General features: G+C 57.6%; 15 protein-coding genes. 4 read left to right on the forward strand and 11 right to left on the reverse strand.

What is annotated here, in order from left to right; translation table 11 throughout:
• Nucleotides 1-311 precede the first annotated feature (311 nt).
• Nucleotides 312-1013, forward strand: coding sequence for a hypothetical protein (locus tag ACO08A_RS16145; protein WP_422037014.1), 702 nt, complete (start codon nucleotides 312-314; stop codon nucleotides 1011-1013).
• A 143-nt stretch (nucleotides 1014-1156) separates the two neighbouring features.
• On the opposite strand, the gene ACO08A_RS16150 is transcribed toward ACO08A_RS16145, so the two are convergent.
• From ACO08A_RS16150 to ACO08A_RS16165, 4 genes are all read right to left on the reverse strand, one after another.
• A complete protein-coding gene (locus tag ACO08A_RS16150; RefSeq protein ID WP_422037015.1) occupies nucleotides 1157-2299 on the reverse strand; it encodes a sensor histidine kinase in 1143 nt (380 codons plus the stop codon).
• Nucleotides 2296-3066, reverse strand: a complete 771-nt coding sequence (locus tag ACO08A_RS16155; protein WP_422037016.1) for a response regulator transcription factor — start codon at nucleotides 3064-3066, stop codon at nucleotides 2296-2298. The genes ACO08A_RS16150 and ACO08A_RS16155 overlap by 4 nt, the downstream gene beginning before the upstream one ends.
• An 84-nt stretch (nucleotides 3067-3150) precedes the next feature.
• Nucleotides 3151-3633, reverse strand: a complete 483-nt coding sequence (locus ACO08A_RS16160; RefSeq protein ID WP_421979504.1) for a YHS domain-containing (seleno)protein — start codon at nucleotides 3631-3633, stop codon at nucleotides 3151-3153.
• A gap of 324 nt (nucleotides 3634-3957) precedes the next feature.
• Complete coding sequence (locus tag ACO08A_RS16165; protein WP_422037017.1) at nucleotides 3958-5577, reverse strand: winged helix-turn-helix domain-containing protein; 1620 nt, start codon at nucleotides 5575-5577, stop codon at nucleotides 3958-3960.
• A 299-nt stretch (nucleotides 5578-5876) separates the two neighbouring features.
• On the opposite strand from ACO08A_RS16165, the gene ACO08A_RS16170 reads away from it, so the two are divergent.
• The 3 genes from ACO08A_RS16170 to ACO08A_RS16180 all read left to right on the forward strand — a co-directional run bounded on the left by ACO08A_RS16170 (nucleotide 5877) and on the right by ACO08A_RS16180 (nucleotide 8887).
• Complete coding sequence (locus ACO08A_RS16170) at nucleotides 5877-7190, forward strand: aryl-sulfate sulfotransferase (RefSeq protein ID WP_422037018.1); 1314 nt, start codon at nucleotides 5877-5879, stop codon at nucleotides 7188-7190.
• 105 nt (nucleotides 7191-7295) lie between these two features.
• On the forward strand, nucleotides 7296-8324 hold the full coding sequence (locus ACO08A_RS16175) for a YHYH protein (RefSeq protein WP_422037019.1): 1029 nt from the start codon (nucleotides 7296-7298) through the stop codon (nucleotides 8322-8324).
• 137 nt (nucleotides 8325-8461) lie between these two features.
• On the forward strand, nucleotides 8462-8887 hold the full coding sequence (locus tag ACO08A_RS16180) for a YybH family protein (RefSeq protein WP_422037020.1): 426 nt from the start codon (nucleotides 8462-8464) through the stop codon (nucleotides 8885-8887).
• A 136-nt stretch (nucleotides 8888-9023) separates the two neighbouring features.
• Here ACO08A_RS16180 and ACO08A_RS16185 read toward each other — a convergent pair whose 3' ends face one another.
• The 7 genes from ACO08A_RS16185 to ACO08A_RS16215 form a co-directional block, all read right to left on the reverse strand.
• On the reverse strand, nucleotides 9024-10322 hold the full coding sequence (locus tag ACO08A_RS16185; RefSeq protein ID WP_422037021.1) for an FAD-dependent oxidoreductase: 1299 nt from the start codon (nucleotides 10320-10322) through the stop codon (nucleotides 9024-9026).
• 8 nt (nucleotides 10323-10330) lie between these two features.
• Nucleotides 10331-11953, reverse strand: a complete 1623-nt coding sequence (locus tag ACO08A_RS16190) for a GMC family oxidoreductase (protein ID WP_422037022.1) — start codon at nucleotides 11951-11953, stop codon at nucleotides 10331-10333.
• A 26-nt stretch (nucleotides 11954-11979) separates the two neighbouring features.
• Nucleotides 11980-12840 carry an ABC transporter permease gene (locus ACO08A_RS16195; RefSeq protein WP_422037023.1) on the reverse strand — a complete coding sequence of 287 codons (861 nt, stop codon included), beginning with the start codon at nucleotides 12838-12840 and terminating at the stop codon, nucleotides 11980-11982.
• 11 nt (nucleotides 12841-12851) lie between these two features.
• Nucleotides 12852-13724 (reverse strand): ABC transporter permease, encoded by an 873-nt coding sequence (locus ACO08A_RS16200; protein WP_422037024.1) that lies wholly within the window; start codon nucleotides 13722-13724, stop codon nucleotides 12852-12854.
• Nucleotides 13721-14842: an ABC transporter ATP-binding protein gene (locus ACO08A_RS16205; RefSeq protein ID WP_422037025.1), complete on the reverse strand. Its 1122-nt coding sequence runs from the start codon at nucleotides 14840-14842 to the stop codon at nucleotides 13721-13723. The genes ACO08A_RS16200 and ACO08A_RS16205 overlap by 4 nt, the downstream gene beginning before the upstream one ends.
• Before the next feature lie 96 nt (nucleotides 14843-14938).
• Nucleotides 14939-15181, reverse strand: coding sequence for a hypothetical protein (locus ACO08A_RS16210; protein ID WP_422037026.1), 243 nt, complete (start codon nucleotides 15179-15181; stop codon nucleotides 14939-14941).
• Between the two features lie 61 nt (nucleotides 15182-15242).
• Complete coding sequence (locus ACO08A_RS16215; RefSeq protein ID WP_421979492.1) at nucleotides 15243-16319, reverse strand: extracellular solute-binding protein; 1077 nt, start codon at nucleotides 16317-16319, stop codon at nucleotides 15243-15245.
• Between the last annotated feature and the right edge of the window lie 89 nt (nucleotides 16320-16408).

Here is a 16408-nt window from a genome sequence, read left to right on the forward strand (position 1 = left end):
TCGCAAAAATGTCAGGTCGGAATTGGGCGTGCGGCCGGGCGGTGGTGGGTTCTCGATGTGCGGTTTCCGGCGCGGAGGCGCGTTGTACCTTCCGTCGACGGACTTCCGCTTTGCACCCCCGTTTCGGTCTTACGGCGGATTTCCGATCGATCTGCAAAGCTGCCGCTGATTGTTCAAAACAATTGGCAATCCAATAACCTAATCGGCGTATTCTGAGAAAGTCACTCTCGTACCTTCTTCACTTTTTGGGTTGTGCTTATGCCGCCAACGAGTGTCTCATCGGCTTGTGATTCTTTCATCGGATCTTAGCCGTGTTCGAAGCGCCGACATACCTAGCCATAACATCGATTGCAGTTATCGGGACTGTTCACGTCTTCTGCGTGTCTTTTTTTCGGAGGTTCCCGACTCAGGCAAACTGGCTGTCTGATTTTTCATCAGGGATCGGACTTGGCTATGCTTTCCTTTTCCTGCTGCCAAAAATCGGTGAATTGGCGGCCAGTTCAGCTGCAAGCAGGACATGGGAACACTGGCTGTACGGTTGCTCCCTGCTTGGATTTCTCATTTACTACTTGCTGGAAACCAGTCGTGATACGGGGGGCGATAACAGGTTGTCGCTTGGCTTGGACACAGTTGCACTGGGAACCTACAACTGCTTGCTTGCCATTGCAGTCATGCAAGTGACCGCAACATCGCCTGAGCTTTACGTCATTGGAGCGTTGGCCTATTCGTTCCACTTGTTTGGGGTGAATATCTATCTCTATAAAACCCACCCCGGGCATATGTCTGGGTGGCTACGCGCCTACTTTGTCGCGTCACTTGCCGTCGGCATACTGATCGGTCTCAACGCGGACAAAAGTAGCGTGATCTATTCAATTGCGACTGCGTTGACAGGCGGCGTAATTATAGCTCTGTCTCTTCGGGTTAAACTGCCCAACCGTTCGTCAATGGATACAAAGGCTCTTTTGATTGGTGTGGTGTTTGCTGCGGTCGCGGTCGTCGTCACCCGATACTGACCAAAGGACACTCAATGGTTTGAGCCTGTCCGCCAGCGCACTTCAACGCAAACGTCACTCATCTGACGTCAGATGGCGCTATCGACTTCGTCACGACCGGTCTTGACGAGTTCTTCCGAAACGGCATTTCTCCAGGTCGGTCTTTACGGGCAGGGCTGTTCCATCCCTGGGTTCAGAGTCTTATGCGCAGGCTCCAGCAGGGAGAGCCGCACGACGATGTTCAACCTGCTGTCCAGCAGTTCGGCGCGAACGGAACCCCCGCAGCTGGTGCACAACTGTTTCACGATGGACAATCCCAGCCCGCTGGAGTGGGTGTTGCGTCCCCGGGTCCGGCTGTTGGAGACACGGAAAAACCGATCGAAAAGAAAGGGAACATCCCGGGCGGGCAGATCCCTTGCGCCGTTCGCAAAGATCATTTCCACGCCCCGTGACCCATGCCTTGAAAAGATAACGCGGCAGTCCGCGTCCGGATCAGCGTATCGCAGCATGTTGGACATCAGGTTGTCGATGATGTGCCGCAGGGATGTCCCGGACAGGGCAATCGATGTGCCGGCCAGCGCATCGGCGACCTGCACATTCAGCCGGAGGTCCTTTGCCTGAAACTGGGTTTGCCACCGGCGCTGAACATCTTCCAGAACGAACTGCACACTGATGCCCTGGCACGATGTGTCTTCATCTTCGGGCGAGAGTTCCAGGGCCTCAATGGAATGGGTCAGGGTCGTCAGATGATTGAGTTCGTCCGACATCAGCGAAAAGAACTTTTCGTCGGCCTGAAACACGCCGTCCTCCAGGCCTTCTGTGTAACCGCGAAGACTTGTTATGGGTGTTCTCAATTCATGGCCGAGATCCGCGAGATAGCGCGCGCGGCGCTCTTCTTCCTGCTGCAGTGCCGCGGCGAGCGCATTGACCGTGTCGGCCAGTCTTCCAACTTCTCCCGATTGGGTTTTTGCGCGCACGCCGTAGTCGCCCTGCCTCAGCCGTTCCGTGGTCCGGGCAAGCACGCCCAGCGGACGGACGATCAGCAACGTCACACCGATGGAGGCCCCGACAGCGAACACCAGTCCGATCGAGATGCTTGTCCAGAGCTGGCGCTCGACCTCGTCGACGAACATGGCATGCACCTGGCCGGGTTCGATGTTGAATGTCGTCATCAGGCGGTCGGAATATGTCGTGCTTTGACCCAGAAAAAGCCAGTACCAGGCGACACCGAGCATGAGAACGATCGCGGTGTTTGCCGCTATCATCTGCAGCGTCAGCCAGGGCAGCCGGTCCAGACGATGTTTCACTGTACCCTGCGCTCCAGGTCGCCCGCGGCCGCGAACCGGTAGCCGAAGCCACGCACCGTTTCGATCATCGAGCCGGTTTCGTCTCCAAGCTTGGTGCGCAGATTGTGGACGTGCACGTCGATCGCCTTGGGCCCGACGGCGGCGTCGTTTCCATAAAGAAGCGCGATCAGTTGGCCCCGGGAAAGGACCCGGCTGGGCTGTTCCAGAAGACGTCTCAGGATCTTGTGCTCATAGGGCGTCAGCGCGATGTTCTCACCACACAGATTGCAGGTCGGCTGGTCTAGGTCCAGCTTCAGCGGGCCGACTTCGACCACATCGTCGCGGCACGCGGCCGTCATCTGACTGCGGCGCAGGATCGCCTGGATGCGAACAATCAGCTCGCGTGGGGAAAAGGGTTTGACGACATAGTCATCCACCCCGGCGGCAAACCCCTGGAGCACATTGGTTTCCGCGCCGAGCGCCGTCAGAAACAGGACGGGTGTCGAGATGCCCTGCGCGCGCATGGCCTCGACGATCTCTGTCCCCGATCTGTGCGGCAGCATCACATCGAAAATACAGAAGTCGAACGTATCGGTGAGAGCCGCCTTGTATCCCGTCGAACCGTCCTGATGCTCGACGACGTCGTGGCCTGCACTTTCAAGATAGGCGCTCAGAAGATTGAGAATGTTCTCATCGTCTTCGACAACCAGAATTTTTGCCTTGGCAACGATGACGCCCACCTTTCCGGACATGTTCCTGGACGGCAGGAAGGGTGCATTCCTTCGCATGATGCGTCCAATAACGTTCCGGATATCGGAAGTTGATTGGCGGTGCGCCGGCATCAGCGGGACGCCGGCGCACGGAGCAAAAGCCTATTGTGCCAGAAGGGCTTCGCGGGAGGTGGCGAAGATCACTTTCCAGTTGGACTCGCCTTTCGAGATCACGGTCTCGGTGTCGGCGAGGAAGAGCTTGTTGTGGGCTGCCGGGCTGCTGTTGAGGTAGAGCTGGCCGTCAACGATGGCCCAGAGATCGGGCTGTGTCGGCACTTTCTTGCCCTTGCTCGCGCCAGCCGAGCACCAACCGCCATAGGCCGGTGCATATTTCGCGGGGTCGGCATCGAACAGCGCCTTGTTCTCAGCGGACGCAAAATGCCAGGTCGCGCCCTGGTACTCGGACGCAAATTCCGCAGACCCGGGCGTCGGTGCTCCAACAGTGTGATAGGCAACGACATCGGTCCCGCCGACGACCGCGCCGCCATCGACGTAATGCTCGTCAACGGCGAGAGCCTGATTTGCCATAAAGCTCATGGCCATTGCCATGGAAACCGCCGCGATGTTCTTTCCGTAGGTCTTCATTGGTTACGTCCTTGGGTCCGTGTTTCGACAAACTTCGAACGGGAAGCGCATCCGTGCGCCTTCCCAGGACACCGGGTATAATTCAGCGGAGTTTTGAGCCGGTTTGTGCTGCGTTAGGTTTCGGTTAGGATCCGCCGGCAGTGGCGTAAGGCAGGCTCGGGTGATCCGGATTTTTGTTGCGGCTGAGCGGTGAGGGGGGCTCAATGTTCCGTTCTAGACCCGAAGCGGACTTTGAACCTTCCGTCGAGAGATTTCCGGTTTGCAGCGCCATTTCGGCCATTGAACCCGGCTGTCATTGTGGATTTGCTGAAATCAGCTCAAATTCTAGTCTGACAGACTTGCGTTCTTGAAGCCTTCACGCATCTTCGCCACGGTTGCTTTATCGCTGATTTGATGAAGTTGCTCGAACAGACTTACTTCAAATCCAGGGTTGGCAATCTGTGCACGACGGATCGCATGTGATGCTTCGTCTTCTCGGCCTAGATGCCCCAAAGCGCATATTTCACCGAAAAACAGATAGGGTGAACCTGTAGATGACGCCTGAGCATCGCGGGAAAAACGGACAGCATCTTCATGTCGATCGAGCGCAATGAGGGCACAAGATTTCAGTGCCATCGACAGTGAATAGAAAACACTGGATGGTCCGAGAGCGATGCATCTGTCACAAGCGTGAATTGCCTCCTCCGCTTGGCCGTCCGCCAAAAGGCACTCTGCCAAAACGAATAGCGCCACCGGTTGATAGGGGTTTAGTTCGATCGCTTTTTGAACAACGCGGAGCCCGTCCTCGGGATTACCCAATGCAATGTGTTTTCTGGCCAGAGCGACCCACGCATAAGGATAGCGGTCGTCAATTTCGAGAGATAGCAGCGCTTCTTTCTCAGCCCGTTCGAGATCTGCTTGTCGCTGCAATGGATTGACGGCAAGACGGCCACCTTCTGTGTGGACGAGCGTCGGGATCGTCAATGCGTATGACAGGACGGCTCGCGCGAGCGCAAAGTTCGCGTTCTGCGCAATTGCCCGCTCGAAGAATGCAATCGCTTCACCGCGCTTGCTTAGCTTGTGCGTGTTCTTGGTGGAAATCCCGCGATAGTAACACTGCCACGCGCTCAGAAACTGGTCCGCCACTTGTCGCGAAAGCTGGGCTTCATAACGCGTAATCTGGTCAATCAGTTGACCGGTTATAACTCCAGTCGTCTCAAATTGCTGTTGAGACGTGGCATTGTTTGGCCAATCAAACTGTCCTGACCAAACATGTTCATCGACGGCAGCGTCAATAAGCTGAAGTGTGATGCGGACGATATCATCCACGGCTCGCAAACTGCCCTCGACGATATAGTCCACGTCAAGCGTACCTGCGATGTCCCTCAAGGCTAATCTCTGATGGCTCACCGCGAAAGACGACGTCCGGGAAACCACAGACAGTTGAGAAAACTTCGACAATGCGGTGATGAGGTCCTCCGCGAGGATCTCTCCCAACTGGTCAAGCTCCGTGTCCTTGGAAAGGTTATCAAGTGCCAGCACCGCCAGTCCGACGGTCAACTTGGCGTTCGGATCGGTTGTCGTTAATTGTGTCGTCGTCTCTTTCGGCGCGGCTCCTGCACGGGCCTTCGGGTCAACACTTAACTGCGCGTCCAGACTACCAACAAAGCGCAATCCTTGTCCGTAATAGGTGCGTATGATGCGGTGGTCTTTGCCTGTGTCGCCAAGCGCGCGCCGTAACTCGTTGACTGCGGTGGACAGTGCACCTTCCGTTACATAACGCCCCTGCCATAGCGTTTCGAAAAGCTCGTCCTTGCTCACAACGCGGTCGCGGTTGTTGAACAGAACCTCAAGCAACTGAAAAGACCTTGGCTTGACCTGGACGACAACACCATCACGCCGCAATTCCAGTGCGTGCCAGTCAACCTCGATGCCGGAAAACCGGCTTACCGACACTTCACTCATCCCACATCCGTCTCTCGATACGCGGCCCAATCAGACCATGCACAGGTTCGCTGAGATTTGCTGAGATTTCCAGACAAATTGCTGATCTCGTGCTGATACGTGCGTCAGGAGTTGGCCCCGATTCATGCGCTACGCTCGGCGAAGGCTGTTTCAAACCCGACAGGTCGACAACGACGGAGTTCGCTCGGTTCTAGATGGCGACATGCGCCTGATCCCGTTGTCGCGCTTGAAATACACGCACCAGGTCTTGGCTGCGAAACTCCCCGCACTGTAGCTTCAAATGACCGAAGGGGTCCCAAATGCTTAGAATATGGATACTTTTGGCAGCTTTATACTCGATGCCTGTGCTCGCCGAAACCGCACCAGGCGATAGTCCTTATGTTCTCTATGCACCCTTGAATTCAGAAAAAACCTACCTCCTGAATGGTGAAAACAAGGTGGTCAAAGAATGGTCGAGTGAGCATCGACCGGGAATGGTCGCCTATCTCCTCGAGGACGGCAGCCTGTTGAGATCGGGAATGGTCGCCGACGAAACGAACATCTTTTACCAAGGCTTCCAGCAAAAGGGACCGAACGTTCCCACGTTCAATGTCGGCGGCATCATTGAGCGCATAGAGCCAGACAACTCAGTCAGTTGGAAATACACGCGCTACAGCGACACCTTCATGCCGCATCACGATATTCAGCTTATGCCGAACGGAAACATTCTGCTCATTGGTTGGGAACGAAAAACGCGAGACGAGGCCATCGCCGCTGGTCGGGATCCCAAGACCGTTACCGAAAAATGGGGCCTTTGGGTGGATTCAATCCTGGAGATCAAGCCAACCGGGCCGGAAAGCGGCGAAGTTGTGTGGGAATGGCATGCGTGGGATCATCTGATCCAAAACTTTGACAGCAGCAAAGCAAACTATGGAATACCGGAGGAGAATCCCGGCAAGCTGGATATCAACTATTGGAAGTTCAGGACCGGGCCAGCCGACATGATGCATACCAATGCTGTCGACTATAATGCGGAGCTCGACCAGATCCTGATCTCAAGCTACGCCTACAGTGAGATTTATGTGATCGACCATTCGACCACGACCGAAGAAGCCGCATCAGATGCCGGCGGGAGACAAGGTAAAGGTGGTCAGTTCCTTTATCGCTGGGGCAACCCCGAAGCCTACGGTCATGTTCGCACCGGCATCACAACAACCGCAGCACAGCATGATGCAAACTGGGGGGCTTCAAATCGTTCCATCTGGCTTTACGACAACAATCGTGATGGGCGAAGCACGTATGTATTCAATATTTCAGCGCCTGTTCAGCCCGACGGATCTTATCCTGTTCTTGCCGGTGGAGCTCACGGTCCTGTCTTTCCAGATTTCCAGTCGGAACTCGGATTTGACGACACCGCGCTTGGAACCGCAAGAAAATTGCCCTCCGGAAATGTCTTTTCATGCGATTGCATCAATGGTCTCGCGATTTTCATTGAAGAAGATGGGACGATTTCCAAGGAGCTTAAGCTGACGGATAACATAAGCGACAGCGCTTTGGCTTCCGCACCGAGTGCATTCCGCATTCTGGCCTATGAGCATGATAACCCGGGAATACGCAAGCTTCTGAACCCGTGATTGTTCACTCGTCTCAGATTGCACAGAAATTCTCCGTCAGCGGCAAGCCACTGGAAGAGACCGCGCAACAACGGATAACCCAAGTTGAAAATCTGGAGCTCCAAAATGTATGAACGTCCGTGGAACCGTATCAGTCTCGCTTCAGTTGCTCTCCTGACTTTGTCAATGACACCAGCATTTGGCCATGAAGATGGTCATGGGAACATTCCGGCTGATGCGTCACCGGCCATGCAAGCTTTTTTGGCGCATGTCAGCGATGACGCAATGATGCAAGAGGCTGAAATCGTCGACTGCACCCTTTCAGGTGGGACGAAAACCAAGTGCATAAAGCTGGTGCTCAAGCAGACTCCGGATTACGAACCGGGCCCATGGTGCCCAAGCAGCGTGACCGATGGTCCGGAGGCGGCGGGTATCTGGATCAAGGACGGCAAGGTCTATGATGCGGATGGTGCGTTCGTTGAAAACCTGTCCAAGTTTTACGATGATCCGAAGTGGAAGATGTACAATTCAGAAACTGGCGAGGTTCTTGTAACCAAGTCATTTGACGCTTGTTTTGGAGCCGCACGCGTCGATGTCTGGAAAGAATACTACTACTATTGTGCTCAGTGCGAGACCGACCAGACGGTCGCCTCACCGATCAACACCTACTTTATTCCGCTGAACCCGGTCAAAGCAGAGAAGTCAGTGCCATTGGCTGATCAACCAGGCGCGGGCCTTGCCATGAACGGCGTCAGGTTTGAAGGGCCGGCTCCGCTTTCGGCTATTCTCAAAGCCTACAACATCGCCCCTTTTGATGACTGCGGCGGTCACGTCAATCCTTTCGCAGGCTACCACTACCATTTCGTGACGGGCTGTGTTGAAGGGATCGCCGATCCGGATGGCCACGCCGCTCAGGTCGGAATATCAATTGATGGCTACGGCCTGTATCGTCAATTGAATGTAGATGGAAGAGAACCTCAGGATCTTGATCAATGCCGCGGGCACTCGTCGGAGGAACTGGGTTACCACTACCACGTCTCAGCCTTGGGCGTGAACAGCATCATCGGCTGCATCACTGGTGAGCTTGGCTGTGTATCCCCTCCGGGCACGCAGTCCTGTGATGCCACGAAAAGGCATGCACCGCCGAAAAACTGAAATCGCATCGCGGAACCAATTTGATTTCGTTCCACTTGGGACTTCGTCGAGTGACGTCACCCGAAAAAGCTGCAAGGCACGGGTTTGACAGAGTTCCGGCGTCATTGATCACGAGTGAATTTGCTAAGGAGAAACCAGTGACAGACAAAGAAGGTGTTCGAGAGGCCTCTCGCGCGTTTTATTCGGCACTCAACAGCGTTTTTAACAAGAATGCGGAACCAATGCGTGATGTTTGGCTTCATAGCCCTGAGGTCACGGCAATGAGGCCGAACGGTGGTCGAGAAATCGGATGGGAACAACTCTGGGAGGCGTGGCAATATGTGGCACGTGTCTTTTCGGGCGGGCAAGTCGAGCTAACTGAACAATACATCGTCACAAGCGGCGATCTTGCCTATGAGATTGGCTTGGAGATTGGCAGATTTTCACCAGGTGGTGAAGAAGTCGAAGTTGCCCACAGGGCGACCAATGTCTATCGCAGATCGAACGGTGCATGGAAAATTGTTCACCATCACACCGACAAGTCTGACGGGGCGATCGCAGTATTCAGCCGCTTGGAGCCGTAGGTGTGCAATCCGCCAGGGCCGGCCTTGCCACGACAAGGCCCGCCTGATCCTCTCCGACAGGCGGGGCCATTTTCGTCGCCGGTGGAGCCGTCTTTCGCGTAAGCGCCAACGCCTTGCGACCCGCGGCACGCAGGTTTCAGATGCCGAGCCTGTCCCTCAGCCGGTAGACCAGCACCGAGGGGGCCAGGAACCAGGGGTTGCCGGAATAAAGCGGGCGGGTCGGGTAGGAGATGCGTTCGAATGCGGAGGGGGCCGTCTCAAGCCCGGCGGCCTTTCGGCCCATGCGCATGCCGAGATAGCTGGCCATGCCGACGCCCGACCCGCAATATCCGGCTGCGAAATAAAGGCCGTTGTCTTCTCCGCAATGGGCGAGCGTGTCGAATGTATAGCCGACAAAACCCATCCAGGCGTGGCTGATACGGACCGGTGCCAGGTCCGGAAAAAGGGCGGTCATGTCCGCGTGCAGCTTCGCGGCACTCTTCAGCGGATCGGTTTCGCTCAGGGAAACCCGTCCGCCGAAGAGGACACGTTTGCGGTCTGGTGACAGGCGGTAGTAATAGACGAGCTTGCGCGTGTCGGAGAGAATGCGGTCCGTCGGAAACAGCCGGTCGACCAAGTCGACCGGGATTTCCTCCGTCGCGATGACATAGGATCCGATCGGGATCACCCTGCGCTGATGCCAGGGAGACAGCGGACCCGAGTAGCCGTTTGTTGCCAGAAGGACCTTGCCTGCCTTGCACGTGCCCTGGGTGGTCGTGACCCGGAAACCGTTGCCGTCACGCTCCAGCGACACCGCACGGCAGCCGCCTTTGACCGTCGCGCCTGCAGCGACAACCTTGCGCAAGAGCGATGGCAGATAGGTCGAGACGTCGATGCTGCAATGGCGCGGCAGCACCATGCCGCCGTGATAGGCATCCGTTCCGAGCTCGGACGCCAATTCGGTCTTCGGCACCATGAAGGCATCGGTCTTCCAGACCGGATGGCCCTTGTCGCAATCGCGGGCAAGCGCTTCGTAGAGATGGGGCTTGTGGGCGCCGTGAAAACGGCCGACTTCGCTCAAGCCGAGGTCGAGATCAGGATCCGCCGACAGTCCGTGCATGTAGTCGAGCGAGGCCTGTCCTTCGCGGCAGAGGTCCGTTGCAAGGTCGGGTCCGTACTTTTTCGACAGCGCAGAGAAAGATGGTTTGAGGCTCGTCGAAAGCTGGCCGCCATTGCGCATGGAGCAGCCCCAGCCGGGCTGTTCGGCATCGACGACGAGGGTGCCCAGCCCTTCCCGGGCGGTTTGAAGCGCGGCGTTGAGGCCCGTGTAACCGGCACCGACCACGAGCACGTCGACTTCCTCGGGCAACCGGATTTCTCCAAGGTCGACCCGCGGTGCGATGTCCTGCCAATAGGGGGTCGTCTTGTAGCCGTCGGTGAAGAGGTCCGATTGCATCGCGCCCGCTATGCCGCCCGTGTGTCTTCCAGGATCATGTCCGATCCCTTCTCACCGACCATGATCGCGGGCGCATTGGTGTTGCCGGAGGTGACGGTTGGAAAGATCGAGGCATCGACGATGCGCAAGCCCTCTAGGCCGTGAACCTTGAGCCTGTGATCGACCACGTTTTCCATGTCGTCAGGCCCCATGCGGCAGGTGCTCACCGGATGGAAAACAGTCGAACAGCGGTTGCGGACATCCTCCAGTATCTCCTCATCGGACTGAACCGCGGGACCCGGACTGATTTCCTCTTCGATGATCTCCTGCAGGGCTGGGCTTTCGGCGATTTGCCGCAACAACCGGCACCCCTCGATCATTTCGGTGAGATCGTGGTTGGTGCTGAGCGAATTCGGATGAATTTCCGGTGTGTCGAAGGGATCGCCGGAGCGAAGCGCGATGTGGCCGCGGCTTGTCGGCCGCGTCGGCTGCATGCCGAGCAGGAAACCGGGAAACGGGTCCGGGTTCATGAGCGGGCGCTTGCCCTTCGGAGCCTTGGTGTAACTGACCGGCGAGAAGTAGAGCTGCATGTTCGGCCGGTTGGTGTCCGGATTGCTTTTCACGAAGCCGCCCGCCTGGTTGACACTGAGCGAGAGCGGACCCTTCCGGGTCAGCACGTAGCGCATGCCTTGCAGCAGCTTGCCCCACCAGGGATAGAGCTGCTGGTTGAGGGTCGGCACCCTTGAGCGGTAGAGATAGTCGTGTCCGAGATGATCCTGAAGGTTTCTGCCGACAGCGGGCCGGTGCAGCACGGTGTCGATGCCTTTCGCCTGCAGCCCGGTTCCGTCCCCGATCCCGGACAGCATCAGGATCTGCGGTGAATTGACCGCGCCCGCGCTGAGGATGACCTCGCGCCGCGCCTTCACGGTAAATTCCGTGCCATTGCGGCTGTAGACCGCGCCTGTCACGCGGCCCTCCTCGACGATCAGACGCGTCGTGTGGGCCCTGGTGATCACGTCCACATTGCGGCGCTTCCGGGCCGGGGCGAGGAACGCCCGCGCGGCCGACATGCGAAACCCGTCCTTTGCCGTGATCTGGTAAAGCCCGACGCCTTCCTGGTCGGCACCGTTGAAATCGGGATTGCGCTTGAAACCGGCGTCCTCGGCGGCGTCAAGAAAGTTCGAGCACAGGGGATGGACATCCCGGGTCATGCTGGAAACGTGGAGCGGGCCGTCGCCGCCGCGAACGTCACTTGCTCCGGCGTCATTGCATTCAGACCGCCGGAAGATGGGCAGAACATCCTCCCAGCCCCAACCGGGATTTCCCATGGCCTTCCAGTCGTCGAAATCGGTCTGCTGCCCGCGGATGTAGACCATCGCGTTGATCGAGCTTGATCCGCCGAGAACCTTACCCCTCGGCCAGTAGCCGGAGCGGTCGTTCAAACCCGGATCGGGCTCCGTCCGGTACATCCAGTTGATGTGCCGGTTATAGAACGCCTTGCCGTAGCCGATCGGCATCCAGATCCAGACGTTCAGGTCGGAGCCGCCTGCCTCAAGGACACAGACGGAGTATTTGCCGTTGGCCGAGAGGCGGTTGGCAACGACCGACCCTGCAGACCCTGCTCCGACGATGACAAAGTCGAATTCGCTCATATACGTGCCCAAACCAGTTCGGATTCCTACCGGGCCGACTTGTCGCGCTGAACCACGATCGACAAGAGGGCCAGCAATCCGGATCCCACCATCAGAAAGAAGGAAACCGCATTCAGCACCGGCGTCGAACCGACCTTCGCCATCCGGTCATACATGGTGATGGTCAGCGGTGCTTCGGAGCCGACGAGAAACAGCGTGGTGTTGAAGTTTTCGAAGGAGACCAGGAAGGCGACGATCCCGGCTGCGATCATGGCCGGACGCAGGAACGGCAGCGTGATCGTGCGCAGGACGCGGGCGCGGGACGCGCCGAGATTGAAAGCCGCTTCCTCCATTGTGTCGTCGAATTTCTTCAAGCGCGCGGTGATGACCAGGGAAGTGATCGTGGCGATGAAGGAAAACTGCCCGAGGACGACGAGGAGAAGTCCGGGGCGCAGGAATTCCAGTTCCAGATCGAAGCGGTCTTCGAAAAGGTTGGCGGTGTCGCTGGCCAGAACGAGGATGGAGATACCGAGGATCACGCCGGGGATCACCAGGGGTACGACCATCATGATGTAGAAGAAGTTCTTGCCCGGAAACTCTCCCCTGACAAACAGGAAGGCATTCGTTGTGCCGACGAAAACGGAGAGCGCAGCAACAAAGATCGCGATCACGAAGGAATAGTAGAGCCCCTGCAGCAGGCGCCGGTCGTGGAACATGCCGAGTTTCGGCTCCGTGTCGCCGAAGAACCAGTCGAGCGTGAACCCCTGCCAGGGCAGGGCCGGGAACAGGCTGTCATTGAAGGCGAACGCGCCGGCGGAAATCAGCGGCGCCGCGAGAAAGATGAAGAAGGCAACAACGTAAAGCCGGTAGCCGAGCAGGAAGGGCGTGGTCTTGTTCTGCGCGAGCATGATCGTCCTCCTCAGCTCTTGGCAACGGTGTTGGCGAGCGTCTGTCCGCTCAGTTTCAGACCGAGCCAGATGACGAACGAGGTGAACAGCAGCAGCAGCATGCCGAACGCGGCGCCGCCTTCCCAGTTGAAGCGGGTGATGAACTGGTTGTAGATCTGCTCGGTGAACCAGCTCGAATTCTTGCCGCCGAGCAGGATCGGCGTCAGATAGGACCCGGCGGTGAGCATGAAGGTCACGATACAGCCTGCGACGATCCCCGGCATGGCATAGGGAATGATGATCCGGCGCAACACCGTGAAGCCGTTGCCGCCCAGATTGTAACCCGCCTCGATCATCGAATTGTCCATGCCGTCCAGCGTGGAGACCAGCGGCACGATCATGAACAGGATCACCGTGTAGGTGAGGCCGATAATCACGGCGACGTCGTTGTAGAGAAATTCGACGGGAGCGCCGACAAGGCCGGTCCAGAGAAGGAAGTTCGAAATGACACCCGTTTCGCGCAGGAGCAGGATCCAGCCGAAGGCGCGGATCAGGTCGCTGACCCAGAGCGGTATGAGGCACAGCAGGAACAGGCCGCCGCGGGATCGCGGCCCGGCGATCTTGGCGATGTAATAGGCAATCGGGAATCCGATGATCAGCGCAAGAGCGGTCACCAGCAACGACATCGACCCGGTGCGCAGTAGCGTGTTCCAGTAAATGGGTTCGTTGATGAATTCCAGGTAGTTGGCGAAGCTGTACTGATAGACTCGCGGGGCGACCTTCTCCTTCAAGGACAGGATCACCATGCCGATATGCGGCAGGAGGATCAAAAGGATGATCCACAGTGCGAAGGGTGCGAACAGCAGGATGAGCGAGAGCCGCTTGATGTCCTTGTTCTGCATCATGCGGTCCCCTGCTCGGCGAAGCACATGGCCTGTTTTGCGGACCAGACGAGGTGGACATCTTCTCCGGGTTTCAGGTCGTTGTCGCCGGTCAGGGTCACGTCCGCCTCAACCAGTTCACCGCTGCCGGTGCGCACCAGGATGCGGCTGTTCGCGCCGTTGAAGAGCAGGCTGTCGACAATGCCGTCCATCCTGTTGTCGCCGCTCCCACCCTGCAGATCGGCCTCGCCGGCGCGCACCGTCTTGATGAATTCGGGGCGCACGAAGATATTGACTTTCGAGCCTTCCTGGATGGCTGTCTGGCCAGCGGAGGAAAAGCTCATTGGCAGACCCTGCTCGGTTTCCACCTTGCCACCCGTCCCGTCGCTCGCCCTGACCACGCCGGACCAGCGGTTGCTGTCGCCGACAAAGCCGGCGACGAACGCGGTCTTCGGATGGTGATAAAGCTCCTGCGGCGTACCGATCTGCTCGAATTCGCCCTGGTTCATGATGGCGACGTTGTCCGACATCACCAGGGCTTCGGACTGGTCGTGCGTGATGTAGACGAAGGTGGTGTTGAACTGGTGCTGCAGCAGTTTCAGTTCGATCTTCATGGCCTCGCGCAGCTTCAGGTCGAGCGCGCCGAGCGGTTCATCGAGCAACAGAACATCCGGGTCCAGAACCATGCAGCGGGCAATGGCGATGCGCTGCTTCTGTCCGCCGGACAACTGGTGTATTTCCCGCTCGCCGACATCGGGCAGCGCGATACGTTCCAGCACGTCGTGCACCTTGCGCTTGATTTCGGCGCTGCTCGCTCCGTTGCACCTGAGGCCATAGGCGATGTTTTCGTAGACATTCATCATCGGGAACAGGGCGAGGTGCTGAAACACCATCTTGACGTTGCGCCTGTTGGGTGGCGTTCCCAGAACCGATTTGCCCTTGATCCTGATATCGCCGCCGCTGGGCTCCTCGAAACCGGCAATCATGCGCATGAGCGTTGTCTTGCCGCAGCCGGACGGCCCCAGGATGGAGAAGAACGTGCCGCTCGGAATGTCGAACGAGACCTCCTTGACCGCGCTGAAGGAGCCGAAATTCTTGGAAACGCCGAGGGCTGCGAGATCGTAGGGGGAAGTGTCTGTCATCAGGGCACGCCAGCTGCAAAGTCAGAAAGCAGGGGGATACCGGTTTCGCGCGATATCCCCCTTTTGTGTTGAGCCTTTAGGGTCTGGACCCTAGGGTCAGGACTCATCAATTTGGTTGAATTGGCGCAGCAAACGGCGATGAGCTGCAAGGAAAAGCGCGACAAGCGGGCTTCCTGCCCGGTTGAGCGGTTTGACGAAGCAGATCGAAGCCGTTTTTGCGTCCCGCAGGGATAGGGTGAATTTGCCCGGCAACATCGTTGCAAATCGTTGGAAACCGGACGGTTTCCTGCAGCTTTGCGCCTCGTATCCGAACAAATTCATCCCTACCAATTCATCCAAATTAATGGGTCCTGACCCTAGCTCTTTTCAATGAAGGGCGGACGGGGCCGCCCCCCGATCATCAGCCGCCTGTCGCCGCCTTGATCTTTTCGAGCGTCTTGCCTTCCATGTCTTCCACTCCGGGAGGAATGTTGGCGAAGAATTTCAGGTTGTCGATGTCCTCTTTGGTGAAGGCCGCGTTGACCGCTGCCTTCTTGTCTTCCGGCAGCAGGTCCTGACCACCCTGGACGGCGGCGATGGCACCGGTGCTGGCGGACATCAGCGTCACGTTTTCCGGCCGAAGCACGAAATTGATCCACTTGTAGGCGGCGTCGTCCGCCTTGGCCTTGCGCGGCAGCGCGAAGGTGTCGATCCAGGCCAGCGCGCCTTCCGCAGGCGGTACGAAGACGATGTTTTCGTTCTGGTCGAACAGTTTGTAGGCGGTGGAATCCCAGGTTTCCGACCCGACGATTTCACCTGACAGCATCATGGCGGAAAGGTCGTCGCCGCCCTTCCAGTAGGCCTTGATGTTGTCCTTGCACTCGATCAGCTTGTCCGCGACCTTGTCGAGGATGCCCTGGTATTTCTCCAGGTCGGAATAGGCCGCAAACGGGTCTTCGCCCATGGAGAAGGCCGTACCGAGCAGGATCGTGCGCTTCAGACGCATGGAGGTCTTGCCCTTGTAGGCCGGGTCGCACAGATCCGCCCAGCTCTTCAGGTCGGGCGCCTTGGTCTTGTCGGCCATGAGGCCCGATGTGCCCCACTGGTGCGGAACGGCATAGACCTCACCTTCGATCGTGGTGTTGGCCTTCACGCCGTCCAGGAGCTTCGCCTCCATCACGGATGTGTCGATCTTCGACAGGTCGAGCGGCTTGTAGATGTCGTATTCCAGCTGCGCCGCGTAGATGCGGTCATGGCTCGGCTGGGCGAGGTCGAAACCGGCACCGCCGGTGGCGCGCAGTTTTGCGATCATTTCTTCGTTGTTGGAAAAGGTCACCTCGACGTCGATATCCGGATATTCCGCCTCGAACTTTTCAATAAGCTCGTCCGGCGCATAGGAACCCCAGGTCAAAAGGCGAAGCGTCTCGGCCTGTGCCGATCCGGCACCGGCAAGCATGGTTGCCGCCAAAAGGCCTGCGAGAGTAGATTTGAAATGCATGACTTCCTCCATGACTGCGCACAGCAAAAAAAGCGGAAACAAACGTTAGAAGTGGATTGGCCTGTTAAATATAGCCATTGCGGATAATT

It is taken from the genome of Roseibium sp., from assembly GCF_965232425.1.
In the GTDB taxonomy this organism is placed as follows: domain Bacteria; phylum Pseudomonadota; class Alphaproteobacteria; order Rhizobiales; family Stappiaceae; genus Roseibium.